The sequence below is a fragment of the Cupriavidus sp. 21MJTG02-4 genome (assembly GCF_057798975.1).
The window spans coordinates 150261-174495 of sequence record NZ_JBYOJP010000016.1; the positions used below are offsets into that span (position 1 = coordinate 150261).

Below are 24235 nucleotides of genomic sequence, written 5' to 3' on the forward strand. Positions count from 1 at the left end.
AAATGCCGGTAGCGCCACCGGGAAGCCGGACTCAGCGACCCTGGACGGTCGATCTGGGCGGCGCAGGCGCGTAGGTGACTGCGCTACCGGGTGTCATGTCAGAAGGGGGGATCACCAGCACGCTTCCGGACGGGCGGATGAAGAAGGGAAGCACGACAGCCTGGTTGAAGGCATCGGTCCAGATGCCGCGCACGGCGCCGCTCGCGTCGATGGTGCCTTCCCAGTTGCCGGAGACGCGGGTGCCGTCGTCGGACTCTTCCATCAGGAAGTTGCCGTCCTCCCACTCGCCAGCCAGCAGGCGCACGCCGGGCACGCCGTTGGTGGTGTATTCGCCGCGCAGGCTGTCACGCTCGTCAGGCTTGGGACCGATGCGCAGGCGCACCGGCTTGTCGCCGACCTTGCCGACGTAGACGGGCAGCCTGGCGTATTCCGGGCGCGGCGCCAGCGGTGCCATCGCTACGCCGGCGGAAGGCGCCGCGCCACGGCGCGCCTCGCCTTCGCGGATGGCCTGGCTCAGGCCCAGGTCCCCTGCACTGGCTGCCGGGCCGCTCGACAAATCCTTGTCATCCGCGGCCCGCGCCAGCCCCGCCCCCGCAAGCGCCAGCGCGGCAGCCAGGCCGGCCAGCGAAAGGCGCTGAAACGAGGGGCGACGATGCATAGGCAAGACTCAGACGCGCTCGAAGATCGCGGCGATACCCTGGCCACCACCAATGCACATCGTCACCAGCGCATAGCGGCCTTGCACGCGCTGCAGCTCGTACAGTGCCTTGACCGTGATCAGTGCGCCGGTGGCGCCGATCGGGTGGCCGAGCGAAATGCCGGAGCCGTTCGGATTGACCTTGGCCGGGTCCAGGCCCAGCGCCTTGGTCACCGCGCAGGCTTGCGCGGCAAAGGCTTCGTTGGCTTCGATCACGTCCAGGTCGGACACCGACAGGCCAGCGCGCTCCAGCGCGATCTTCGTGGCCGGCACCGGGCCGATGCCCATGGTTTTCGGATCCACACCGGCATGGCCGTACGACACCAGGCGGGCCAGCGGCTTCAGGCCGCGGCGCTCGGCCTCGGCGCGCTCCATCAGCACCACCGCGGCGGCGGCATCGTTCAGGCCCGAGGCGTTGCCCGCGGTCACCGTGCCGTTTTCCTTGACGAAGACCGGCTTGAGCTTGGTCATGTCGTCGATGGTGGCGTCATGGCGCACGTGCTCGTCCGTGTCGAAGCTCACTTCGCCCTTGCGGCTCTTGAGCGTCACCGGAACGATCTGGTCCTTGAAATAGCCGGCCTTGATGGCGGCCGAAGCGCGGCGGTGCGACTCCAGCGCGGCCTCGTCCTGCTGGCTGCGGCTGATGTCGTATTCCTTGGCCACGTTCTCGGCCGTGACGCCCATGTGGATGCGATGGAACGGGTCGTGCAGCGCGCCCAGCATCATGTCGACCATGGTGGCATCGCCCATGCGTGCGCCCCAGCGGGCGGCAGGGGCCAGGTACGGCGCGCGGCTCATGCTTTCGGCACCGCCACCGATGGCGATGTCGGCATCGCCCAGCAGGATGGTCTGCGCGGCGCTGACAATGGCCTGCAGGCCCGAGCCGCACAGGCGGTTCACGGTCAGCGCGGGCGCATTGGTCGTTACGCCGCCGTTGACGGCCGCCACGCGGCCCAGGTACATGTCGCGCGGCTCGGTCTGGATCACATTGCCGAACACGACGTGGCCAACGTCATCGCCGGACACTTTGGCGCGCGAAAGCGCTTCACGCACCACGAGCGCGCCCATATCGACCGGTGCCATGTCCTTCAGGCTGCCGCCAAAGGTCCCGATTGCCGTACGTACGCCACTCACCACTACGACTTCACGCGTCATGTCTCGTCTCCATGAGGTTATGTTGCGGTGCACAGTATAGCGGCATCGCGGGGAAATCGAACGAACGTACTTTTACCTAAAGGTATGGGCAGTAAAAGCCGCTTTATTGGGCTTCACCCCACAGGTCGTGCCCGTCGGCGCCCGTGATCGTCACCTGGACGAAGTCCCCGGCCCGATAGCGCTGCGATGCCTTCTCCGGCGGCGCGATATAGACCAGGCCGTCGATCTCCGGGGCGTCGGCTGAAGAGCGGCCGATGCCGCCCTCCTGGTTCACCTCGTCCACCAGCACGCGCAGGGTCTGGCCGACCTTGCGCTGCAGGCGGCGTGCCGAGACTTCCTCGGCCACTTCCATAAAGCGGGCGCGGCGTTCCTCGCGCACTTCGTCGGGCAGCGCACCAGGCAGGTCATTGGCGGTCGCGCCCTCCACCGGCGAGTAGGCGAAGCAGCCCACTCGGTCCAGTTCGGCCTCGGCGATGAAATCCAGCAGGGTCTGGAACTCGGCCTCGGTCTCGCCCGGGAAGCCGGCGATAAAGGTGCTGCGGATGGTCAGGTCCGGGCACACCTCGCGCCAGGCGCGAATGCGGTCCAGGGTTTTCTCGGCATTGGCCGGGCGCTTCATGCGCTTGAGTACGTCCGGATGGGCGTGCTGCAGCGGCACGTCGAGGTACGGCAGCACATGGCCACCGTTCATCAGCGGGATGATCTCGTCGACGTGCGGGTACGGATAAACGTAGTGCAGGCGCACCCAGGCGCCGTACTGGGCCGCCAGTTCGCCCAGTGCGGCCACCAGTTCGGTCATGCGCGTCTTGAGCGGGCGGCCATCCCAGAAGCCGGTACGGTATTTCACGTCGACGCCGTAGGCGCTCGTGTCCTGCGAGATCACCAGCAGTTCCTTGACGCCGGACTTGAACAGGTTCTCGGCTTCCAGCATGACCTCGGCCACCGGGCGCGACACCAGGTCGCCGCGCATCGACGGGATGATGCAGAACGAGCAACGGTGGTTGCAGCCTTCCGAAATCTTCAGGTAGGCGTAGTGCTTCGGCGTGAGCTTGATGCCTGCCGCCGGCACCAGGTCCTTGAACGGGTCATGCGGCTTGGGCAAGTGCGTGTGCACCGCCTGCATGACCTCGCCCAGCGCATGCGGGCCGGTAACGGCCAGCACCTTCGGATGGACCGACGACACAATGTCTTGCCCCGCCGCGTCCTTCTTGGCCCCCAGGCAGCCGGTCACGATGACCTTGCCATTCTCGTTCAGCGCCTCGCCGATGGCGTCCAGGCTTTCCTGCACGGCTTCGTCGATAAAGCCGCAGGTGTTGACCACGACCAGGTCGGCGCCGTCATAGGTGCCGCTGATCGCGTAACCCTCGGCGCGCAGCTGGGTGATGATCTGCTCGGAGTCGACCAAAGCCTTGGGACAGCCAAGCGAAACGAAACCCACGCGCGGACTTTGGTCTTTCTGGGTCATTGATTCTGAAGGATTTTTCACGGGGAATGCGAATATAGGACAGGCGGGGCGGAGTATATCGGGTTATCTCGACGGAGGCCGGACACGGCCGCCAGGCGCCGCACGGAACCCTGTATTTTAACCGTTTGCGAAGTTTACCCGGCGTCTCCGACCAGACATGGCGGGGCAGCCGAACCCTCGCTTGATTCAGGGATTTGTCCGGACGTGACGTCCGGAAAACTTTGCAGCACCTGCTCGATCTGCGCCGCGTCATGGATCCGGCGGATCGCTGCGTGCAGCGCCGCAGCCTGCGGCCAGGTCCGCTTGAGATAGCTCAGCCACAATTTCACCCGGCCATGCTCATTGCCGGCATCAATCCGGTCATGCAGCTTGCGCAGATAACCGGCAATCTGGCGCTGGACCAGCGGCCACTCCTCGTCCGATGGCGTGCTATCCATGAGCCCGCGGATACGCAGGGCCAGGAATGGGTCCGATACCGCGCCACGCCCGATCATCACATCGGCGCAGCCGCTGACCGCGCGGCAACGCTCCCAATCGGCGACGGACCAGACTTCGCCGTTGGCAATGACCGGAATGTCGATGGTGTCAGCGATGCGAGCGATCCATTCCCAGTGCGCCGGGGGCCGATAACCGTGGTCGCGCGTGCGGGCATGCACCACCAGCGACGCGGCCCCACCGTCCGCCAGCGCCGTGGCGCAATCGAGCGCCAGGGCCGTATCCGAGACGCCAAGCCGCATCTTGGCCGTGACCTTGATATGTGCCGGGACCGCCGCGCGCACCGCGGACACGATGCGATGCAGTTGCTCGGGATGCGCCAGCAGCATGGCTCCCCCACCGTGCCGGTTGACGACCTTGGCCGGGCAACCGAAGTTCAGGTCAACACCATGGGGAGACATGGTCGCGGCATAGGCCGCATTTCGCGCCATCCACACGGGATCGCTACCAAGCAGCTGGATCACCATCGGCGTACCCGCCGTGGTGTAGCCGCCCTGCAGGATTTCCGGGGTGTCACGTTCGTAGACGCGCCCCGGGAGCAGCGAGCCCGTCACCCGGACGAACTCGGAGACGCACCCGTCATAGCCGCCCAGGCCAGTCAGGACATCGCGCAGCACATAATCGGCGAGCCCCTCCATCGGGGCAAGGAAAAGCCGGCTCATGGTCAGGCCAGGGCCAACGGGGATGCGCCGGATTCAAGCGGCGCCAGTTCGGAACGGTGGAAGCTGGGAGGCATCGGGATATCGCGCTGCAGGCGAATCCGCAAGATGAGCCGCCAGTTCAGGAGGGGCGCATTTTACCTGTTTGGGCGCCGCCCCGCAGAACATGCATCACCCAACATTACGCTGGTTCCTCGATCCGGATCTCAACGTGAAGGCCCGCGGCGGATGCCATGTTCACCAGGGTATCCAACGCAAACACATTGATCTTGCCTCGCATCAGGTCGGACACGCGAGGCTGCGTTACGCCGAACAGCTGCGCAGCCGCCGTCTGGCTAAGGCCCGCCCTCTCGATATGGCGCTTTAGCGCCATCATCAGCGCCGAGCGAAGCTTCATGTTTTCTGCCTCGATGGTGCTGTCTTCGATCGCATCCCAAACGCTGTTGAATTTCTGTTCGCTCATTTCCCCATCTCCTTCAGCAGATCGCGATACCGGCGCGCTGCAAGGTCCAGGTCCTGCTGCGCCGTCTTCTGCGCCTTCTTCTGAAAGCAATGCAGGACATAGACGGCATCGGCAAACTTCGCCACATAGATGACGCGAAACGCACCAGAAACTTCACGCACGCGGATCTCGCGCACGCCCCGTCCGATTGTCGGCATGGGTTTCCAGTCATCTCGCTCGATGCCATTCTGGACCAGGTCCAACTGGTAGCCGGCCTCGCGACGAGCTGCTATGGGGAAGTCCCTCAGCGCATCAAGGGCCGTGCCCAGGAACTCGATTGGCTTGGCGCTCGTTGGCATGGGCCAACTATACAAAATTTTGTATGGGATGCCAAGAGGCCAGAAAGCCTCTACCGGTCGCTCTCGCGCGAGCAACGCTGAATTCGACACAATTTGGAAGGCAATGCGGGGGCGGGAAACCCGCCTGCAAGCGAGTGCGGGCAGACGGCCCGCGTTGACGCGAGGAATGTGGCGCGGTAAAGGCAGCGCGCTGCCTCCCACCGCAAACAACCCTTACTTCTTTTCCGGCTGATTGAACGGGAACGTCCCGAACATATTCTTCGCCTGGCTCTGCATCTGCTCCTGCATCTGCACGAACAGGTTCTTGCTCTGCTCGATGTAGTTGCTCATCATGCCCTGCATCATCGGTCCCTGCATGTTCATGAACTGGGACCACATGTCGGGGCTGAAGGCCTCGCCGGAATACAGGCCCTTGGAGTTCTCGGCCAGCTTGCTCTGGATGTCGATGAAGGCCTGGATGTTCTTTTCCAGGTAAGTGCCCATCATGCCCTGCATGGCGTGGCCATAGAAGCGGATGATCTGCGACAGCATGGCGCTGGAGAACATCGGCACGCCACCGGTTTCTTCTTCCAGGATGATCTGCAGCAGGATGCTGCGCGTCAGCTCATCACCGGACTTGGCGTCCACGACCTTGAAGTCCTCTGACTCCATGACAAGCTGCTTTACGTCGGCCAGGGTGATGTAGGTGCTGGTCTGAGTGTCGTAGAGCCTGCGATTGGGATATTTCTTGATCAGTCGCTCTGCGCCTTTTTTGCTCGTGGCCATCGGTGCTCTGTCCTCTTGTCGTCGCTGATGGGCGCTGCTGCACCGCATGCGGTGCAGTGCGCAAACCGGTAGTGCCGGGCCATCCGGAAGGTCGTGAAAAGTTTCTATGTGCGCACTCGCGGATTCGTCGCGAATTCGTCGCGGGTCATCGCGGATTCAGCCGCCAGTGGCTCGTTGCCTTCGCCCCCGCGAAGGCCGCACGTTGCACGACATTGGTGCCAGCCGTGCTGCTGCCTTGATTCTATGCCCAACAAAGCACTAAGAAAAGCCAGGTAGCTTAAGGAAAACCCGCACGCACAAAGGAATTGCGGGCCCCCAAGGGCCCGCAATTCATGTTCGACAACGCCTTGTGCGCTGCGCTGGCTGCACCGCAAAAACGGTACGTTCGCGCAGTATGCAGAGCGCGATCAGCCCATATGCAAACCGCCGTTCAGCGAGAAGTCGGCGCCCGTCGAGAAGCCCGATTCCTCCGACGACAGCCATGCACAGATGGACGCGATTTCCGCCGGCTCGCCCAGGCGCTTGACCGGGATGGTGCCGACGATCTTGTCCAGCACGTCCTGGCGGATCGACTTGACCATGTCGGTAGCGATATAGCCAGGCGAAACGGTATTCACCGTCACGCCCTTGGTCGCGACTTCCTGCGCCAGCGCCATGGTGAAGCCGTGCAGGCCAGCCTTGGCGGTGGAATAGTTGGTCTGGCCGAACTGGCCCTTCTGCCCGTTCACCGACGAGATATTGACGATGCGGCCAAAACCGCGATCGACCATGCCGTCGATGACCTGCTTGGTCACGTTGAACAGCGACGTCAGGTTGGTGTCGATCACCGCGTCCCAGTCGGCACGGGTCATCTTGCGGAACACCACGTCACGGGTGATACCCGCGTTGTTGATCAGCACATCGACCTCGCCGACTTCGGCTTTCACCTTGTCGAAAGCAGCCTTGGTCGAATCCCAGTCGGCCACGTTGCCTTCGGAGGCAACGAAGTCGAAGCCGAGCGCCTTCTGCTGTTCGAGCCACCGCTCGCGACGCGGTGAATTGGGGCCGCAACCGGCCACCACGCGGAAGCCATCCTTGGCGAGACGCTGGCAGATAGCGGTCCCGATGCCGCCCATACCGCCGGTCACATATGCAATGCGCTGAGTCATGTCCACTCCTTGATTGGCTCTTCGTTATCTTCGCCCCGGACGCGCGAACCGCCGCGCGCCCAAGGCACACCCCATTATTACTTGCGTTCGACTGCCAGCGCCACGCCCATGCCGCCGCCGATGCACAGCGAGGCCAGGCCCTTCTTCGCGTCGCGGCGCTTCATCTCGTGCAGCAGCGTTACCAGGATACGGCAGCCCGATGCGCCGATCGGGTGGCCGATGGCGATGGCGCCGCCATTCACGTTGATCTTGGACGTGTCCCAGCCCATCTGCTGGTGCACGGCCAGCGCCTGCGCGGCAAAGGCCTCGTTGATTTCCATCAGGTCCAGGTCTTGCACGCCCCAGCCCGCGCGCGACAGCGCACGCTTGGACGCCGGCACCGGGCCCATGCCCATGACCTTCGGGTCCACGCCGGCATTGGCGTAGGCCTTGATCGTGGCCAGCGGCGTCAGGCCCAGTTCCTTGGCCTTGGCGGCCGACATCACGACCACTGCGGCCGCACCGTCGTTAAGGCCGGAAGCATTGGCGGCAGTCACCGTGCCAGCCTTGTCGAAGGCAGGCTTCAGGCCGGCCATGCTGTCCAGCGTGGCACCCTGGCGGATGTACTCGTCCTTGTCGAAGGCAACGGGATCGCCCTTGCGCTGGGGAATCATGACCGGGACGATTTCATCATTGAACTTGCCCGCCTTCTGCGCAGCCTCGGCCTTGTTCTGCGAAGCCACGGCGAATTCATCCTGCGCTTCGCGGGTAATGCCGTATTCCTTGGCAACGTTCTCCGCGGTGACGCCCATGTGGTACTGGTTGTACACGTCCCACAGGCCGTCCACGATCATGGTGTCGACCAGCTTGGCGTCGCCCATGCGGAAGCCGTCGCGCGAACCCGGCAGCACGTGCGGCGCGGCACTCATGTTTTCCTGGCCACCGGCCACGACGATCTCCGCATCGCCGGCCACGATCGCGTTGGCGGCCAGCATCACGGCCTTCAGGCCCGATCCGCACACCTTGTTGATGGTCATGGCCGGCACCGACGCCGGCAGGCCCGCCTTGATCGACGCCTGGCGGGCCGGGTTCTGGCCCGAACCGGCCGTCAGCACCTGGCCCATGATCACTTCGCTCACCTGTTCGGGCTTTATGCCAGCACGCTCCAGCGCTGCCTTGATGGCGATGGCGCCCAGCTCCGGCGCGGGAATCTTCGCGAGCGAACCGCCAAACTTGCCTACGGCGGTACGGGCGGCGGAAACGATGACGATATCGGTCATTTGCAGTCCTCTCAAAGGGTATATCGGGTGGTCAGCGGATGGTCGCGTTACCGGGACCATCCGCAAGAGTCATGCCTTGGCTTTGACGTAGCGGCCAGGCGCGGGTTCGATGGCGGGATAGCGCGCATTGCCATAGCCGGTCGGCGCGGCACGCTTGGCGCCGGCCTGCTTGCCGAGCCAGTTCATCCAGTCCGGCCACCAGCTGCCGTGATGTTCCTCGGCACCAGCCAGCCATTCTTGCGCTGAAGCCGGGAGGGCCTCATTGGTCCAGTGGCTGCGCTTGTTCTTGGCCGGCGGGTTGATAACGCCGGCAATGTGCCCGGATGCGCCGAGCACGAAGCGCAGCTTGTTCTTGAGCAACGCGGTCGATGAATACGCCGCCACCCACGGCACGATGTGGTCTTCGCGCGAGCCGTAGATATAGGTCGGCACATCGATGGCGCTCAGGTCGACCGGCGCGTCGCAGACGGTCAGCTTGCCGGGCACCTTCAGTTCGTCCTGCAGGTACGTATGGCGCAGGTACCAGCAATACCACGCGCCCGGCAGGTTGGTGGCGTCGCCGTTCCAGAACAGCAGGTCGAACGGCACCGGCGTCTTGCCCTTCAGGTAGTTGTCGACCACGTAGTTCCAGACCAGGTCGTTCGGGCGCAGGAACGAGAACGTATTGGCCAGTTCCACACCGCGCAACAGGCCGCATGGCGTCCCGGACGCGCCGCCAAGCGTGGCTTCGCGCAGCTTGACGTGAGCTTCGTCGACGAATACGTCAAGAATGCCGGTATCGCTGAAGTCAAGCAGCGTGGTCAGCAGCGTCAGGCTCGCCACCGGTCGTTCGCCGCGCGCCTCCAGCACCGCCAGTGCAGTGGAAATGATGGTCCCGCCCACGCAGAAGCCCAGCGCGTTGATCTGGTCCTGGCCGCTGATATCGCGCGCCACTTCGATCGCGCGGATGGCCGCATGCTCGATGTAGTCGTCCCACGTGCGGTCGGCCATGCTGGCATCGGGATTGCGCCATGAGACCAGGAACACCGTGTGGCCCTGCTCTACCGCGTACCGTACCAACGAGCTTTCCGGCTGCAGGTCAAGGATGTAGAACTTGTTGATGCAAGGCGGCACCAGCAGCAACGGGCGCGCGTAGACCTTGTCGGTCAGCGGCTTGTATTGCAGCAACTGGAAGAATTCGTTTTCGTAGACGACCGACCCTTCCGTGACCGCTACGTTGCGGCCCACTTCAAACGCGCTCTCGTCGGTCTGCGAGATCTTGCCGCGGCCCAGGTCTTCCAGCATGTTGCGCACGCCGGCCCGCAGCGACTCGCCGCCGGACTCGATCAGCCGGTTCTGCGCATCGGGATTGGTGGCCAGGAAATTGGCGGGCGACATGGCGTCGACCCATTGCGACACGGCGAAGCGGATACGCTGGCGCGTCTTGGGATCCGCCTCGACCGCCTCGGCCATCTCCGTCAGCACGCGCGCATTGAGCAGGTAGAACGCGGCGGTGTACCGATACGGCGCGTTCTTGTGCCAGGCTTCGCTGGCAAAGCGACGGTCGTGCAGCTTGCCGCCGGATTCGGTATCGCCTTCCGCCAGGCCACGCCACAGGTCGGCAAAGTCGCGCATGTAGCGCTGCTGGATTTCCGTGAGCAGGGCCGGGTCGATCTTGACGCCGGCCAGCGGGCTGGCACCGAACGCCTCGAATCCGGGGAAGCCGGGAAAGCCCGGGGGAAGCCCCGTGCCGTTGCCCTGAGGGCCTTGCCACTGACGGGACCACTCCAGCCATGTTGCTGGATCCAATGGCCCCGGCGGAAATTTGAACGGTTGGGACTTGTCTTCCGCTGGGGAAGCTGCCGCACCTTTGCCGGTCGCCATGATGTTAATGTCTCTCTGCCGTCACTATGTCAGACCGGCTCCCGGGACATTGCCCTGGCCGGCACTTATGCATCTGGAGACGCAATCCGGATCGACCTGGTCAATGCACCCGCGACCAGGGGCACCCAGGACTTCCACATGCAGCTATCCCTTCGATCTGGATAACGTCCCCTGCCCGGCTTGCACCGCACTCCGGCATGGCAGCGCCATGCGGTATGCTTGCCGGCAAAAACAAGGAAACTACGCGGGATTCCGCAACATTCGAAGTCATTGTTGCCTTGCAATGTACGCGCTGTCAATGCGGAAAACTGCGTCGGCCCCCACACCCGGAAAACCTACCTGCCGGTAGGGAGACGCGGGCTCCGGGACCAGCGCGAAAGCCTATCTGCAAAGGATGAAAGTTTCATGTACATCGTAGCCATCGGATGGCTCTACGTGGCTCTGATGATGGCGATCACCGAGCACAGCATCGTTGCCGGCGTCGCCACGTTCCTGCTCTATGGCGCCGCACCGGTGGCGCTGGTGCTCTACATCATGGGGACGCCCGGCCGGCGGCGGCGCCGCAAGGCGGAGGAAGCGCGCGCCGAGCGCGCACGCGGAGAGGAAAGCGCCGGGTCCGGCGAAAGCGGGCCGCGGTAAGCGGCCCGCCACCGGTTCAGCTTGAGAGCCAGACGAGGCTGGCCATGCGGCCCGTCACGCCGTCGCGCCGATAGGAATAGAAGCGCTGCGGGTCGGATACCGTGCAGGCATCGCCACCGTAGACGTCCGTGCAACCCGAACGGGCCAGGCGCGTGCGGGCCAGTGCGTAGATGTCGGCCATGTACTTGCCTTCAGCGCCAGGCCGGAAGGCAGCGTCCACGGCCGCATGCTCGCCTGCCCGGGCCTGCGCCAGGAAGGCGTCACGCACTTCGGCCCCGACCTCGAAGGCCCCGGGTCCGATCGCGGGTCCCAGCCAGGCAAGCCAGCGCGATGAAGATTTGCCGCGCGCGGTCTGCATGCGCGACAGCGTGGCTTCGATCACGCCGCTGCACAGGCCGCGCCATCCCGCGTGCGCGGCGCCCACCACGGTCCCCTCGGCATCGCACAACAGCACGGGCAGGCAGTCCGCGGTCATGATCGCGCACACCTCCCCGGGCGCGACCGCCACGCTCGCATCGGCGCGCGGAGCCGCCGCGCCTGACTTTGCGAGATGATCGACCGTGGCCACCGCGCAGCCATGGACCTGCTCCAGCCACAGCGGCATGGCGGGCAACTGCGCGGCCAGCCGCGCACGGTTTTCGGCGACATGCGCGGGATCATCCCCGACATGCGTACCGAGGTTAAGACCGCCCGGTTCACCGCCGTCCCGCCCATACACGCCACGGCTCACGCCGCCCGCGCGCGTGGTGGACAACGCGCGCACCGAGGCGGGCGCGGGCCAGTCCGGCTGGAGCCACGCGGGATCAGTCGTCATCGTCGTCCCCAGCGGCCCAAATGATCTCGGGACCGTCTTCCCAATCTTCGTCCCAGTCCTCCTCATCCGCATCGCTGTCGGCTTCACCGGCAGAAAAGTCGAGTGCATCGATCAGGGCCTGGAGGTCTTCCGGCGGTTGCGCGGTCCACTTCACCGTCTTGCCCGTGGCCGGGTGCACCAGGCCCAGCTTGAACGCATGCAGGGCCTGCCGCTCGAAAGGCACCGGCAGCTGTACGCGCACGGCCGGCCGCTGGCCGCGTTGCGTGGCGCGGAAGTAGACGGGATCGCCCACGAGCGGATGGCCGATCGATTCGAAATGCACGCGGATCTGGTGCGTGCGCCCGGTTTCGAGCTGGCACCGCACCATCGACACGAAGCTGCGCCCGAGCGGCACCGTCGCCAGCGTGCGGAAATGCGTGCGCGACGGCTTGCCGCTGCTGGTATGGACAATGGCCATGCGCGTGCGCTCGCGCGGATCGCGGCCGATCGGCGCATCGATGGTGCCTTCGTCGTACGTGCGACCCCACACCAGCGCGAGATACGTTCGCTTGACCGTACGCGCCTGCAGCTGGCGCACGAGGTCGGTCTGCGCCGTCAGCGTGCGCGCCACGACCATCAGCCCCGTGGTTTCCTTGTCGAGCCGATGCACGATGCCCGCGCGCGGCAAGGCCGCCGCGCCAGGGTAACGGTGCAGCAACCCGTTGAGCACCGTGCCGCTCCAGTTGCCCGCGGCGGGATGCACGACCAGCCCGGCCGGCTTGTTGACGACGAGCAGCGTTTCATCCTCGTACACGATGTCCAGCGGCACGTCTTCCGCGGCGAACGCCTGCGATTCCGGCGCGGCCTGCGGTTGTACCTCGATGCGGTTGCCCATCTGCACCGCATCGCGCGGCCGGCGCACTTCGCCGTCGACGCGCACGGCGCCGCTTTCGATCCACTGTTGCAGCCGGCTACGCGAGAATTCGCTGAAATGCCGAGCCAGGAGCTTGTCCAGGCGCTCGCCATGTGCGGCACTGTCGACTTCCAGGATCAGCGGTATGGCAAGATCTGCCGCGGGTGCCGGGGGCACCTCGTCGGCGAAGTCTTCGACCTCATCGTTGTCGGCCAGGGATGCCTGGACGCGCACCTGATCGGGTGACTGTGTTCCCGGGCCGGATTCTGGCTGGGGGCTTGGGCTATAATGCTTGACGCTATTTTTCTTCATCCGGGATACGTTGCCCATGCAATTGCTGAGCATGAAGCGCGCAAATTGGCGCGCGGGATTTGGAGCGATTCTGCTCGCAGGCGGCTGCGTCATGCTGTCGGCATGCGGCCTGCTCGCTGACCAGCCCGACGAGACTGCCGGCTGGTCGGCCAACAAATTATATTCGGAAGCCAAGGACGCCCTGGACGGCGGCGACTACACACGCGCCGTCAAGCTCTACGAAAAGCTCGAGGGCCGCTATCCGTTCGGCCGCTACGCGCAGCAAGCCCAGATCGATACCGCCTACGCCAGCTACAAGGATGGCGAGACGGCGGCGGCACTGGCCGCGGTGGATCGCTTCATCCAGCTGCACCCGAGCCACCCGAATATCGATTACGCCTACTACCTCAAGGGCCTGATCAACTTCAACGACAACCTGGGCTGGCTGGGCCGTTTTTCCGGCCAGGACCTGAGCGAGCGCGACCCGAAGGCGGCCCGCGCGGCCTACGACGCCTTCAATACGCTCGTCACCAAGTACCCGGACAGCAAGTACACGCCTGACGCCACCGCGCGCATGCAGTACATCGTCAACTCGCTGGCCCAGCACGAGGTCCACGCCGCCCGCTACTACTACAAGCGCGGCGCCTACCTCGCCGCGGTCAACCGGGCCCAGCAGTCGCTCAAGGACTACGACGGCGCCCCGGCCAACGAGGAAGCGCTGTACATCATGATCCGCTCGTACGACTCGCTCGGCATGAAGGATCTGCGCGACGATACGGCACGCGTGATGGAACGCAACTTCCCCAACAGCGACTACATCAAGTACGGCGAGCGCCGCAAGGACAAATCGTGGTGGGAAGTGTTCTGAGCGGCGGCGACGCAGGGCACTGACCCTGCAACGCACACAGGAACGGGACAAATCCGCAAGGATTGTCCCGTTTTTTTGTTCGATGACGGCACGGGCGACGCGGCTCAGTCCTGCTGTGCGTCGTCCATGTCCTCGCCTGCGTCCTCGTCATTGCTTCGGCTGTCGCTCTCGCCCTCTCCCTTCCCCTTGTCCCGCAGGGATTCGAGGAAGCGCACCACGGTCTGTGCCTCGCGCGTTCGCGTGAAGGGCGGCAGGCTTTGCCAGATCTGGCGGCCATAGGGCTTCTCGACCAGCCGCGTATCGCAGATGGCCAGCACGCCGCGGTCGGATTCCGAGCGGATCAGCCGCCCGGCGCCCTGCTTCAGCGTGATCACCGCATGCGGCAGCTGGTGTACCGCAAACGGGCTCAGGCCCTTCTTCTGCAGCACCTCCATGCGCGCGGCGAGCACCGGGTCATCGGGCGGCGCGAACGGCAGCTTGTCGATGATGACCAGCGACAACGCCTCGCCACGCACATCCACGCCTTCCCAGAAGCTCTGGCTGCCCACGAGCACCGCGTTGCCGAGTTCGCGGAACCGGTCGAGCAGTTCCGTGCGGCTGGCCTGCCCCTGCACCAGCAGCGGCAGTTCGAGTCCGCGCTCGGCAAAGGCATCGTAGAGCAAGTCCGAGGCGCGCTGCACGGCGCGCAGCGTCGTGCACAACAGGAACGTGCGCCCGCCGGCGGCCTCGATCAGCGGCAGCGCCGCCGCCACCACCGCATCGGTGAACTGAGGCGAATTAGGCGGCGGCATATCCCGCGGGACGTACAGCAGGCCCTGCTTGCCGTAATCGAACGGGCTCGGCAAGGTCAGCGAATTGTCCTTGTTGAGCCCCAGTTGCGCGGCATAGTGCGTGAAGTTGCCTTTCACCGACAGCGTCGCCGATGTAAACACCCATGCGCGCGGATGCCCTTCGCGCTGCCGCGTAAAGATCGGCGCGATCGATAGCGGGGTACGGTGCAGCTGCACGGTGTGCGAGAACACCTCAACCCAGCGCACGGTCTCGGGGCCGAACTGCGCCGGCGCGGCCGGCGGCGTTGCAGCGGGCGCCTGCGTGGCTTCGTCCGCCATGTCCGCCGTGTCCGCCGCTTGCGGGGCGGGTACGGCGAACGCCTTGCCTTCGTCCCGCCACGCTTCCAGCCGCTGCTGCAGCTCGACGGCGCGCCGGTGGCATTGCTGCAGCGTCTCAGCCCGCTCGGCCTGGCTTTCGAGATGCTCGACGAAGATCGACAGTGCCTCTTCGAGCGTATCCAGCGTGTCGAAGAACGGCTCGCCGATACGCCGGTCGGCCTCGATCTGACCCAGCGCCAGGCGCGCATTCTCCTTGCTGAACGCCAGGCGCAGGTCGCGCGTGGCGCGTTCCAGCGGCGCTGCGATGGCAACCCAGTCGACCGCATCGCGCGCGTGCGACAGCCCTTCGGCCACCGTGTCGCGGCAGATCTCCAGCAGCTGGCTGGTCGACAGCGTCTCGCCAAAAAACAGCGTGGCCGTGTCGGGAAGCTGGTGCGCCTCGTCGAAGATGATCGTGTTCGCCGCCGGCAGCAGTTCGGCCATGCCGGTGTCGCGCAGCACCACATCGGCAAAGAACAGATGGTGGTTCACCACGACCACGTCGGCCTGCTGGGCTTCCTTGCGGGCCCGCATCACGAAGCAATCCTTGTAGTTCGGGCACTCCGAACCCAGGCAGTTGTCCCGCGTCGAGGTCACCAGTTGCCACACCGGCGCATTCTCGGGCACCTCGGCCAGTTCAGCCTTGTCGCCCGAGGTGGTGGTCTTGGCAAAGCGCGCGATGTCGCGCAGCCATGCCGCGTCCTGCTTGGACGCGAGCCTGCCGTTGGCCTGTGCGCGTTCAAGGTGATAGTGGCACAGATAGTTGGCCCGGCCCTTGAGCAGCGATACCGAGATCGGCACATTGAGCGCGCGCCGCACGGTCGGGATATCGCGCAGGAAAAGCTGGTCCTGCAGGTTCTTGGTGCCGGTGGAAAGCACCACCTTGCCGCCCCAGAGCATGGCGGGGACCAGGTAGGCAAAGGTCTTGCCCGTGCCCGTCCCGGCCTCGACGATCACCGTGTCGCTGCGCTCGATCGCGCTGGCCACGGCCTCGGCCATCTGCTGTTGCGCGTGGCGCGGACGATAGCCCGGAATGCCCTGCGCCAGCGTGCCGGTTTCGGCAAAGATCGTGGCCAGTTCGCTGGCGTGGTTGGCGGGGACGGCGGACGCGGGAACCAGCTCGGCCTGCGCTGGCGCCGGGCTGTCGGTGTCTGCGTCCGGCTCTGGCAGTTCGGTCGGATCGGTCAGGATGGTCAAGGCGGGTAAGGCTCAGGGTTCGCGCCATGTGGCGCTGTCAGTGTCGGCGTGCGCTGCGCTCAGGCCGGCACGTCGGGTTCGAGCTGGAGCTGCAGCAGGGTGATGGCGTCCTTCAGCTTGAGGCGGCGCTTCTTCAGCCGCCGGAGCTGGAGTTCGTCGCGGGTCGGGTCGTCCGCCAGCCGGTCGATCAGGTAGTCCAGGTCGCGGTGCTCGATCTGCAGGTCCATGATCTGCCGTTCGAGAGTATTCAGGTTATCGTCCATGTGCATTTCCCCCGCCGCGTCTTCCCAAAATAGGCTGGCTGGCCGCCGGCCGGCTCAGAAACCGAAGGGACGCGGCGCCGACGCCTGCCCCTGCTGCTCTTTCGCCTTGGCCCGTCGCTCTTCCTGATCCTTTCGGCGCTGTTCGGCCTCGCGCTGCTTGGCCTCGTACGCCTTGACGTTCTCTTCGCGCTGCCGTGCCTGTTCCGCGCCCTTGCTCTGCGCCTCGCGCATGCGGGCGTCGTAGTCGGCCTGCTTCTGCTGGTAGGACTGCGCGTTGGCCGAGCGCTTCGGTGCGTCGGCCTGGTGCTGCGCGTCGCGCAGTTGCTGCTCCTGCTGCTTCTTTTCGAACGACTCTCGGCTGGCCTGTTCGTTCGCGCTGCGCTTGGGCTGGCCAGCTTCGAACTCGGCCCGGCGCAACGCCTGTTCGCGATCGCGGTCGGCCGCACGCTGGGCGCGCTCGGCTTCGCCCACTTCCAGGTCGCGCTGGCGCAATACCTGCAATTCCTGGCGCTGCACTTCCTTCGCCTCGTCGATGCAATGGGTGACGAAGAACTTGTCGTAACACGCGCGTTCCGCCGTGGCGAAGCGATAGTTGGTCCACGCGCGCGAATCGCCGATCGCCTTGCGTTCGGCGGCGAAATCGCGCGGCGCCGCTGCCGGCGCGGAGGCCTGCGCGGCACTGTCCGACAGCGGCGCCAGCGTGCCGGCGCCGACCACGGTCAGCCACACCGCCATGGCAAACAGGCGCGCAGACGGCATCATTCGCCCGTCACGGCGCGGGACGGAACGGGGCAGGCACGCGGCGGGGATCATGGCAACGGTTGCCGTGTCGCGGACGGCCACAGGCGTGGCGGGCGCGACGGCCGGATGGGGCTTGAAGGTCATGGCCGAATTCTAGCATCCGCCCCGCCACGCGCCTGCGGGCACTGCCGGGCGGCGTGCAGCAAGATACACGCCCGCAAACAGTCCGTCTTCTGTGACGGAAAGCCGCCCCGCTTGTGGCAAAATGCCCCGCTTTCGACTGACCGCTTCGACAGACCGAATTCCCGATGTCCAATCTGCCCGCATCCGTTTCGCAAAAGATTGTGTCGCTCATCGCGGCTGAACTGACCGTTCAACCCCGCCAGGTGGCGGCTGCCGTGGCCCTGCTCGACGAAGGCGCGACCGTTCCGTTCATTGCCCGCTACCGCAAGGAAGTGACCGACAACCTGGACGACACCCAGCTGCGTACGCTGGAAGAGCGCCTGCTGTACCTGCGCGACATGGAAGAGCGCCGCCTGGCGATCCTTGCCTCGATCGAGGAGCAAGGCAAGCTTACGCCGGAGCTGCGCACGGCCATCGAGGGCGCCGAAACCAAGCAGGCGCTGGAAGACCTCTACCTGCCCTACAAGCCCAAGCGCCGCACGCGCGCCCAGATCGCGCGCGAATGCGGCCTGGAGCCGCTGGCGCAGGCATTGCTCGCCGATCCGACGCTGGACCCGCAGGCTGAAGCGGCCAAATACGTCAACGGCAACCCGACCGCCGATGGCGGCGTGCCGGACGTCAAGGCGGCGCTGGACGGCGCGCGCGACATCCTGTCCGAGCAATTCGGCGAAACCGCCGAACTGCTCGGCAAGCTGCGCGAACACCTGTGGAGCAACGGCGTGGTCAGCTCCACGGTGATGGACGGCAAGGAAACCGCGGAGGAAGAGAAGTTCCGCGACTACTACCAGTACAGCGAGACCATTCGCACGGTACCGTCGCACCGCGCGCTGGCGCTGTTCCGCGGCCGCAATGCGGGCGTGCTGATGGTCAAGCTGGGCCTGGGCGAAGAGCAGGATGCCATGGTGCCGCACCCGTGCGAAGGCATGATCGCGCGCCACGTCGGCATCCAGAACCAGGGCCGCCCCGCCGACAAGTGGCTGGGCGATGTCTGCCGCTGGTGCTGGCGCGTGAAGGTGCAGCCGCACCTGGAAACCGAGCTGCTGACCCAGCTGCGCGAAACCGCGGAAAGCGAAGCCATCAAGGTGTTCGGCCGAAACCTGCACGAACTGCTGCTGGCCGCGCCCGCCGGCCCGAAGGCCGTGATGGGCGTCGACCCGGGCATCCGGACCGGCTGCAAGGTGGCCGTGGTCGATGCCACCGGCAAGCTGCTGGAAACCGCGACCATCTATCCGCATGAGCCGCGCCGCGACTGGAACGGCTCGCTCGCCACGCTGGCGCGCATGGCCAAGCAGCATGGCGTTGCACTGGTGTCGATCGGCAATGGCACCGCGAGCCGCGAAACCGACAAGCTGGTGCAGGACCTCATGCGCCTGGCGCCCGACCTGACACTCACCAAGATCGTCGTGAGCGAAGCCGGCGCATCGGTGTACTCGGCATCGGAGCTGGCCGCCAAGGAATTCCCGGAACTGGACGTGTCGCTGCGCGGCGCGGTGTCGATCGCGCGCCGCCTGCAGGATCCTCTGGCCGAACTCGTGAAGATCGACCCGAAGTCGATCGGCGTGGGCCAGTACCAGCACGACGTGAACCAGCGCGAGCTGGCCCGCACGCTCGATGCCGTGGTCGAGGACTGCGTGAATGCCGTGGGCGTGGATGTAAACACCGCCTCGGCGCCGCTGCTGGCGCGCGTATCGGGCCTGAACACGGTGCTGGCGCGCAATATCGTCGAGTACCGCGATGCCAACGGCGCGTTCTCGAACCGCGATGCGCTGAAGAAGGTGCCGCGCCTGGGCGACAAGACTTTCGAGCAGGCGGCCGGCTTCCTGCGCATCAATACCGGCGACAATCCGCTGGACCGCTCTTCGGTGCACCCGGAAGCCTATCCGGTCGTCAAGCGCATCCTGGACCATATCAAGAAGGGCCTGTCGGATGTCATGGGCAACCGTGAAGCGCTGCGCGGCCTGTCGCCGGCGCAGTTCACCGACGAGTCGTTCGGCCTGCCGACCGTGCGCGACATCCTGACCGAACTGGAAAAGCCGGGCCGCGACCCGCGGCCCGAGTTCAAGACCGCCACCTTCCAGGAAGGCGTGGAAGACGTGAAGGACCTGCAGCCGGGCATGATCCTGGAAGGCGTGGTCACCAACGTGGCGGCATTCGGCGCGTTCGTCGACATCGGCGTCCACCAGGATGGCCTGGTGCATATCTCCGCCCTGTCGAACAAGTTCGTCAAGGACGCACATGAAGTGGTCAAGGCCGGCCAGATCGTCAAGGTCAAGGTGATGGAGGTCGACGTCAAGCGCAACCGTATCGGCCTGAGCATGCGGCTCGATGACGAGCCGGGCCAGACTTCGGCGCGCCCGTCGGGTGACCGCGGCGGCCAGCGCCAGGGTGGCAAGGGCTTCGGCAACGGCGCCGCTCGCCGCGAGGTAGAGTCGGGCGGCGCCATGGCGGCGGCATTCGCCAAGCTCAAGCGATGAATTGACGGGTTCTGCGTCTGCGGAAAAGCGCCCCGTGCGGTCAATGACCCACGGGGCGTTTTCTTCTTTACGGCTCGCCGCAGCGGTAGATGCGTACCGTCAGCCCGGATCGACCGTCATTGCGGTTGGCAAACGCGATGCACAATCCATGCAGCCGCGCGACGCGCTGGGCGATCGAGATGCCAAGGCCATGTCCCTGCTCCCGCTGGCCACCAGCGCGAAAGAACCGGTCCCCCAGCCGCGCCAGCACCTCGGGGGCCGCCCCGGGCCCTTCATCGCAGATCACGATCGCATCGGCGCGGAAATCCATGGTGACCATCGCGCCCGCCGGGCTATAGCGGATCGCGTTGTCCAGCAGGTTGCGCAGCATCAGCCCCAGCAGGTTCGGGTCGCCGGCCAGCGGCAATGGCGCGACGTCCTCGGGCGGCCAGATCAGCTCCACATCCACGTTCCTGCGCTGCGCCAGCACCAGGCAATCCGACAGTGCCTGCTGCGCGATCGGCGGCCAGTTCGCGTCCTCCAGCAAGTCAAGTGCCGAGGCATCCTCCAGCCGGCTCATGGTCAGCAACTGCGACACCAGCCGGCTCATGCGATCGATGCCGGACTCGACGTTGGCGCGTGCCCGGGCCCGCTCGTTTTCATCCGGCGAACGTTGCGCGATTTCCCATTGGGCCTTCAGCGCCGCCAGCGGCGTGCGCATTTCGTGCGCGGCGTCCGCGGTCAGGCGCCGCTCGTGCTCGATCGAGTCCGAAACGCGCACCAGCAGCCGGTTCATGGCGTTGACCAGCGGCACCAGTTCGCCCGGCACGGCGGCCAGGCTCAGCGGCGCGGGGTCGTGCGCGGAGCGGCGCTCGATATCGGCCGACAGTTCACGGACCGGCGCCATTGCGCGCCGCATGAACCAGATCAGCAGTCCGATCAGCACGGGCAGGCCAACGATCCAGGGCAGCACCTGCGCGGCGATGTAGGACAGGATCAGCTCGTTGCGCTCGCCAAGCTTCTGCCCGATACAGACACGCCACCCGGTCATGGCATCGTCCAGGTAATACAGCCGCCAACGATGACCGTCGATGCGCCGGTCGGTGAAACCCGTGGCCGCCGGCGCCCGCGGCAGCCGGTCACCGTCCGGATCGATATGCATGGGCGTGCCGTCCGGCAGCCATGCGGCAATGGCGAGGTCGCCAAGGCCCGCATCACCCTGGTCACCCGCCGCAAGCGTCGGCAGCCGCGCGCGCGACGGCGCGGCCGTGATGTCGACCAGCGGCACCAGCGAATGCATCTGCATCGCCATGCGGACCATGGCGGTGTCGTACAGCTCGTTGATCTCGTGGCGCGCCCGCACGTACGTCATGGCGATGGTCAGCAGCCACACCACCGGGGTCGCGATCAGCACGGCCAGGATCAGGCGCCGCTGCAGCGTCATGCGCAATCCTCGGCGGCGCCCAGGGTATAGCCGGCGCCGCGAAAGGTGCGAACGATCTTCGGATGGATCTTGCGGCGCAGATGGTGGATATGCACTTCGAGCGTGTTGCTCTCCAGCCCGGCCTGCCAGTCATAGAGCTTGTCGCGCAGGACCTCGCGCGTCAGCAGCCGGTTCGGGTGCGCCAGCAGCAATTCCAGCAGCATGGCCTCGCGGCTGGTCAGGTCCACGGGCTTGCCGTGCCAGAAGGCCTGCTTTGCCGCCGGGTGGAACTCCAGCGCCCCATGCCGCCAGACCGGCGCCGAGTTGCCGGCGGCGCGGCGCGTCATGGCGCGCAGCCGGGCGGCCAGTTCATCGAGGGAAATCGGCTTGACCAGGTAATCGTCCGCGCCGCTGTCCAGGCCGCTGATGCGGCTCTCGATCGCATCGCGGGCCGTCAGCACCAGAACCGGTATCTGGCACCCACGCTCGCGCCAGCGCCTGAGCCACGACATGCCGTCGTCGCCGGGCAGCCCGAGGTCCAGCACCACGGCGTCGTACTGCACCACGCCCAGCGCATGATCCGCCTCGGCGCCCGTGGCGAACCAGTCGACGATGTATCCCATCAGTTGCAGCCCGTGCAGCAAGCCGTCGCCCAGCATGGGGTCGTCTTCAACAATAAGAATTCTCATTTTCCAGGCCCGCTTGTTTGCGACATAGGCCAATACAGGGCGATAAAGCCGCGGCAAGTCACGCAGCCGCCATTCTGCCCAAATTTCCTTAATCTGCCATTAAGGTTCGTCACTTATCCTCCCATGTTGCCCTGAGCCGGCCGCTTGTCCGATCGCTATCCGACAACCGTTGCCACACGGCATTTGCCCGGTTTCCGGCCCGATATCCGCCACGCCCTCCCTGCCTTCCTTCATGCATCAAGGTTCCGACCGCCTGACGAGCGAGCCCGACACGCTTGCCGCGCAAGCTGCCCTGCCGTGGCACCGGCGCCGCTTCGGCGGTGTGCCCATGATGGTGCTGGCGGGCGTCTGCGCGCTGGTCGCGCTGCTCTGGTTCGGTACGCTGGAGTTCCGCCACCTGATCGGGCCCGATGAAGGCCGCTATGCCGAAATCGCCCGCGAAATGTTCGTCAGCGGCGACTGGGTGACGATCCGCTACAACGCGCTGAAGTACTTTGAAAAGCCGCCGTTCCACATGTGGGTGACGGCGCTGTCCTATGTGCTGTTCGGCATCGGCGACTGGCAGGCGCGCCTGTGCGTGGCCCTGGCCGGCGCTTTCGGCCTGCTGGCCTCCATGCTGGCGGCGCACCGGTGGTTCGGCGCCCGCGCCGCACTGCTCACCGGCCTGGTGATGGTCGCCGCGCCGATGTGGAGCGTGGCGGCGCACTTCAACACGCTCGACATGACGCTGTCCGGGGCCATGGCCTGCGTGCTGGCGTTCATGCTGCTGGCGCAGCACCCCGACGCCACGCCGGCCACCCGCCGCAACTGGATGCTGGCGTGCTGGCTCGCCATGGGCGTCGCCATCCTGACCAAGGGACTGGTCGGCATCGCGCTGCCCGGGCTGGTGCTCGTGATCTACACGCTCGTGACCCGCGACCTCGGCCTGTGGCGACGCCTGCATCTGGTGAGCGGCATCGCGCTGATGCTGCTGGTCGCGGCGCCGTGGTTCTGGCTGGTATCCGAACGCAATCCGGAATTCGTGCGCTTCTTCTTCATCCACGAGCACTGGGAGCGCTACACGTCGAACGTGCATTCGCGCAAAGGCCCGCTGCTCTACTTCGTGCCGCTCGTGATCGGCGGGTTCCTGCCGTGGCTGGGCCTGGTGCCGCGCATGTGGCGCGCGGTGCGCGAGCGCGCCGGCACGACGCCTGGCGTGGCCGGCAACGCCCCGCGTCCATTCCAGCCCGCGCTGCTCGCCGCCATCTGGGCCATCGCCATCTTTGTCTTCTTCAGCCTGTCGCACTCGAAGCTGCCCGGCTATATCCTGCCGGTCTTCCCGGCGCTGGGCATCCTCGGCGGCGTGGCGCTGGATTCGATCAACGAGCGCTCCTGGCGCCGCCAGCTCGTGGGTGGCCTGGCGATCGGCATCATCGGGCTGCTGGCGAGCCCCATCGTCGCCACGCTCAATTCGAACAACACGCCCAATGCGCTGTATCGCGCCTATGCCATCTGGGTGGCCGTGGCATTCGGCCTGATGATCGCGAGCACGCTCGCCGCGCGCTGGCTGCTGCCGCGACGCGGACTGATGGCAAGCATCACGGTCTATGCGATCGGCATGTGCACGGCATTCTCCGGTGCGCTGCTGGGGCATGAAGTGATCGGCCGCTCGGCGTCCGGCATCGACATGATCGCGCCCGTGGCGCGCGTGCTGCGGCCCGAGATGAAGCTCTATAGCGTGCGCGTGCTGGACCACACGCTGCCGTTCTACCTGCGCCACACGCTGGTCATGGTCGAGCGGCCCGACGAACTCGAATTCGGCGTGACCCAGGAACCGCAGAAGTGGCAGCCGACCACCGCGTCGTTCCTGGCCGCATGGCAGGACGGCCAGCCCTCCATGGCGATCATGTCGCCCGATACCTTCGCCGAACTGAGCCAGCGCGCCCCCATGTACGTGGTGGCACGCGACTGGCGCCGCGTGGCCGTGACCAACTTTGCCGTGAATGCACCGGCACCACAACGCTAGGCTGGCCCCCCGCGCCCGGCTCATCCTTACGCTTAACCCATGCAACAGACCACTCCCATGCAAGGCAAGAAAGTCCTCATCCTTGGCGTCAACGGCTTCATCGGCCACCACCTGACGCGCCGCATCCTGGAAACCACGTCGTGGGAGGTCTACGGCATGGACATGTCGTCCGACCGCCTGGGCGACCTGGTCAGTCATCCGCGCATGCACTTCTTCGAGGGTGACATCACCATCAACAAGGAGTGGATCGAGTACAACATCCGCAAGTGCGACGTGATCCTGCCGCTGGTGGCCATCGCCACGCCGGCCACCTACGTGCGCA

22 protein-coding genes are annotated in these 24235 nt (G+C 65.8%); 5 read left to right on the forward strand and 17 right to left on the reverse strand.

The genetic code is table 11. The features are described 5' to 3' along the window. Positions 1-31: 31 nt before the first annotated feature. The 10 genes from AC3FKH_RS26915 to phaC form a co-directional block, all read right to left on the reverse strand. Complete coding sequence (locus AC3FKH_RS26915; RefSeq protein WP_488678770.1) at positions 32-658, reverse strand: hypothetical protein; 627 nt, start codon at positions 656-658, stop codon at positions 32-34. A 9-nt stretch (positions 659-667) separates the two neighbouring features. Beyond that, the gene (gene bktB, locus AC3FKH_RS26920; RefSeq protein ID WP_488678771.1) at positions 668-1852 is read right to left on the reverse strand and encodes a beta-ketothiolase BktB; all 1185 of its coding nucleotides are present in this window, start codon (positions 1850-1852) and stop codon (positions 668-670) included. 103 nt (positions 1853-1955) lie between these two features. Continuing rightward, positions 1956-3317 (reverse strand): 30S ribosomal protein S12 methylthiotransferase RimO, encoded by a 1362-nt coding sequence (gene rimO, locus AC3FKH_RS26925; protein ID WP_488678772.1) that lies wholly within the window; start codon positions 3315-3317, stop codon positions 1956-1958. A 134-nt stretch (positions 3318-3451) separates the two neighbouring features. Further along, a complete protein-coding gene (locus AC3FKH_RS26930; protein ID WP_488678773.1) occupies positions 3452-4474 on the reverse strand; it encodes a tRNA dihydrouridine synthase in 1023 nt (340 codons plus the stop codon). A gap of 178 nt (positions 4475-4652) precedes the next feature. Then, positions 4653-4934, reverse strand: a complete 282-nt coding sequence (locus AC3FKH_RS26935; RefSeq protein ID WP_488678774.1) for a helix-turn-helix domain-containing protein — start codon at positions 4932-4934, stop codon at positions 4653-4655. Then, entirely contained in the window at positions 4931-5272 is a 342-nt protein-coding gene (locus AC3FKH_RS26940) for a type II toxin-antitoxin system RelE/ParE family toxin (RefSeq protein ID WP_488678775.1), read from the reverse strand. Before AC3FKH_RS26940 ends, AC3FKH_RS26935 begins: the two co-directional genes overlap by 4 nt. Positions 5273-5485: 213 nt before the next feature. After that, the gene (phaR, locus tag AC3FKH_RS26945) at positions 5486-6037 is read right to left on the reverse strand and encodes a polyhydroxyalkanoate synthesis repressor PhaR (RefSeq protein WP_483731981.1); all 552 of its coding nucleotides are present in this window, start codon (positions 6035-6037) and stop codon (positions 5486-5488) included. Positions 6038-6444: 407 nt separating this feature from the next. Then, positions 6445-7185 carry a 3-ketoacyl-ACP reductase gene (locus tag AC3FKH_RS26950; RefSeq protein ID WP_488678776.1) on the reverse strand — a complete coding sequence of 247 codons (741 nt, stop codon included), beginning with the start codon at positions 7183-7185 and terminating at the stop codon, positions 6445-6447. A gap of 77 nt (positions 7186-7262) precedes the next feature. Next, a complete protein-coding gene (locus AC3FKH_RS26955) occupies positions 7263-8444 on the reverse strand; it encodes an acetyl-CoA C-acetyltransferase (protein WP_483731980.1) in 1182 nt (393 codons plus the stop codon). Positions 8445-8513: 69 nt separating this feature from the next. Beyond that, positions 8514-10307 (reverse strand): class I poly(R)-hydroxyalkanoic acid synthase, encoded by a 1794-nt coding sequence (gene phaC / locus AC3FKH_RS26960; RefSeq protein ID WP_488678777.1) that lies wholly within the window; start codon positions 10305-10307, stop codon positions 8514-8516. Between the two features lie 405 nt (positions 10308-10712). Between phaC and AC3FKH_RS26965 the strand changes: the two genes are divergently transcribed. Beyond that, positions 10713-10946, forward strand: a complete 234-nt coding sequence (locus tag AC3FKH_RS26965) for a hypothetical protein (RefSeq protein WP_488678778.1) — start codon at positions 10713-10715, stop codon at positions 10944-10946. 16 nt (positions 10947-10962) lie between these two features. Here AC3FKH_RS26965 and pgeF read toward each other — a convergent pair whose 3' ends face one another. Next, entirely contained in the window at positions 10963-11760 is a 798-nt protein-coding gene (gene pgeF, locus AC3FKH_RS26970; RefSeq protein ID WP_488678779.1) for a peptidoglycan editing factor PgeF, read from the reverse strand. Continuing rightward, positions 11750-12964 carry an RluA family pseudouridine synthase gene (locus tag AC3FKH_RS26975; RefSeq protein WP_488678780.1) on the reverse strand — a complete coding sequence of 405 codons (1215 nt, stop codon included), beginning with the start codon at positions 12962-12964 and terminating at the stop codon, positions 11750-11752. The genes pgeF and AC3FKH_RS26975 overlap by 11 nt, the downstream gene beginning before the upstream one ends. A 16-nt stretch (positions 12965-12980) precedes the next feature. On the opposite strand from AC3FKH_RS26975, the gene AC3FKH_RS26980 reads away from it, so the two are divergent. Next, on the forward strand, positions 12981-13811 hold the full coding sequence (locus tag AC3FKH_RS26980) for an outer membrane protein assembly factor BamD (protein WP_211948054.1): 831 nt from the start codon (positions 12981-12983) through the stop codon (positions 13809-13811). 104 nt (positions 13812-13915) lie between these two features. Here the strand turns inward: AC3FKH_RS26980 and yoaA are convergent, their stop codons facing one another. The 3 genes from yoaA to AC3FKH_RS26995 all read right to left on the reverse strand — a co-directional run bounded on the left by yoaA (position 13916) and on the right by AC3FKH_RS26995 (position 17304). Then, the gene (gene yoaA / locus AC3FKH_RS26985) at positions 13916-16147 is read right to left on the reverse strand and encodes a DNA repair helicase YoaA (protein ID WP_488678790.1); all 2232 of its coding nucleotides are present in this window, start codon (positions 16145-16147) and stop codon (positions 13916-13918) included. Between the two features lie 68 nt (positions 16148-16215). Continuing rightward, positions 16216-16419, reverse strand: coding sequence for a DUF465 domain-containing protein (locus tag AC3FKH_RS26990; protein ID WP_488678781.1), 204 nt, complete (start codon positions 16417-16419; stop codon positions 16216-16218). A 54-nt stretch (positions 16420-16473) separates the two neighbouring features. Further along, a complete protein-coding gene (locus AC3FKH_RS26995; RefSeq protein ID WP_488678782.1) occupies positions 16474-17304 on the reverse strand; it encodes a hypothetical protein in 831 nt (276 codons plus the stop codon). Between the two features lie 164 nt (positions 17305-17468). Between AC3FKH_RS26995 and AC3FKH_RS27000 the strand changes: the two genes are divergently transcribed. Continuing rightward, a complete protein-coding gene (locus AC3FKH_RS27000) occupies positions 17469-19817 on the forward strand; it encodes a Tex family protein (protein ID WP_488678784.1) in 2349 nt (782 codons plus the stop codon). 67 nt (positions 19818-19884) lie between these two features. Here AC3FKH_RS27000 and AC3FKH_RS27005 read toward each other — a convergent pair whose 3' ends face one another. Both AC3FKH_RS27005 and AC3FKH_RS27010 read right to left on the reverse strand, forming a co-directional pair. Next, entirely contained in the window at positions 19885-21240 is a 1356-nt protein-coding gene (locus AC3FKH_RS27005; protein ID WP_488678785.1) for an ATP-binding protein, read from the reverse strand. Next, on the reverse strand, positions 21237-21908 hold the full coding sequence (locus AC3FKH_RS27010; protein ID WP_488678786.1) for a response regulator: 672 nt from the start codon (positions 21906-21908) through the stop codon (positions 21237-21239). The genes AC3FKH_RS27005 and AC3FKH_RS27010 overlap by 4 nt, the downstream gene beginning before the upstream one ends. Before the next feature lie 232 nt (positions 21909-22140). On the opposite strand from AC3FKH_RS27010, the gene AC3FKH_RS27015 reads away from it, so the two are divergent. Both AC3FKH_RS27015 and AC3FKH_RS27020 read left to right on the forward strand, forming a co-directional pair. After that, positions 22141-23913, forward strand: a complete 1773-nt coding sequence (locus AC3FKH_RS27015; protein WP_488678787.1) for a glycosyltransferase family 39 protein — start codon at positions 22141-22143, stop codon at positions 23911-23913. Positions 23914-23970: 57 nt separating this feature from the next. Then, positions 23971-24235 (forward strand): NAD-dependent epimerase/dehydratase family protein (locus AC3FKH_RS27020; protein WP_488678791.1); only part of this gene is annotated, 265 nt, incomplete at its 3' end.

Coding starts and splice junctions, on each gene's coding strand:
- AC3FKH_RS27005 (WP_488678785.1), bottom strand. CDS start 21,240: ATGACGCTGCAGCGGCGCCTGATCCTGGCCGTGCTGATCGCGACCCCG.
- AC3FKH_RS27015 (WP_488678787.1), top strand. CDS start 22,141: ATGCATCAAGGTTCCGACCGCCTGACGAGCGAGCCCGACACGCTTGCC.
- AC3FKH_RS26915 (WP_488678770.1), bottom strand. CDS start 658: ATGCATCGTCGCCCCTCGTTTCAGCGCCTTTCGCTGGCCGGCCTGGCT.
- rimO (WP_488678772.1), bottom strand. CDS start 3,317: ATGACCCAGAAAGACCAAAGTCCGCGCGTGGGTTTCGTTTCGCTTGGC.
- AC3FKH_RS26965 (WP_488678778.1), top strand. CDS start 10,713: ATGTACATCGTAGCCATCGGATGGCTCTACGTGGCTCTGATGATGGCG.
- phaR (WP_483731981.1), bottom strand. CDS start 6,037: ATGGCCACGAGCAAAAAAGGCGCAGAGCGACTGATCAAGAAATATCCC.
- AC3FKH_RS26955 (WP_483731980.1), bottom strand. CDS start 8,444: ATGACCGATATCGTCATCGTTTCCGCCGCCCGTACCGCCGTAGGCAAG.
- AC3FKH_RS26995 (WP_488678782.1), bottom strand. CDS start 17,304: ATGACCTTCAAGCCCCATCCGGCCGTCGCGCCCGCCACGCCTGTGGCC.
- AC3FKH_RS26980 (WP_211948054.1), top strand. CDS start 12,981: ATGCAATTGCTGAGCATGAAGCGCGCAAATTGGCGCGCGGGATTTGGA.
- AC3FKH_RS26940 (WP_488678775.1), bottom strand. CDS start 5,272: ATGCCAACGAGCGCCAAGCCAATCGAGTTCCTGGGCACGGCCCTTGAT.
- AC3FKH_RS26950 (WP_488678776.1), bottom strand. CDS start 7,185: ATGACTCAGCGCATTGCATATGTGACCGGCGGTATGGGCGGCATCGGG.
- AC3FKH_RS27000 (WP_488678784.1), top strand. CDS start 17,469: ATGTCCAATCTGCCCGCATCCGTTTCGCAAAAGATTGTGTCGCTCATC.
- AC3FKH_RS26930 (WP_488678773.1), bottom strand. CDS start 4,474: ATGAGCCGGCTTTTCCTTGCCCCGATGGAGGGGCTCGCCGATTATGTG.
- AC3FKH_RS26990 (WP_488678781.1), bottom strand. CDS start 16,419: ATGGACGATAACCTGAATACTCTCGAACGGCAGATCATGGACCTGCAG.
- bktB (WP_488678771.1), bottom strand. CDS start 1,852: ATGACGCGTGAAGTCGTAGTGGTGAGTGGCGTACGTACGGCAATCGGG.
- AC3FKH_RS27010 (WP_488678786.1), bottom strand. CDS start 21,908: ATGAGAATTCTTATTGTTGAAGACGACCCCATGCTGGGCGACGGCTTG.
- AC3FKH_RS26935 (WP_488678774.1), bottom strand. CDS start 4,934: ATGAGCGAACAGAAATTCAACAGCGTTTGGGATGCGATCGAAGACAGC.
- phaC (WP_488678777.1), bottom strand. CDS start 10,307: ATGGCGACCGGCAAAGGTGCGGCAGCTTCCCCAGCGGAAGACAAGTCC.
- AC3FKH_RS26975 (WP_488678780.1), bottom strand. CDS start 12,964: ATGAAGAAAAATAGCGTCAAGCATTATAGCCCAAGCCCCCAGCCAGAA.
- pgeF (WP_488678779.1), bottom strand. CDS start 11,760: ATGACGACTGATCCCGCGTGGCTCCAGCCGGACTGGCCCGCGCCCGCC.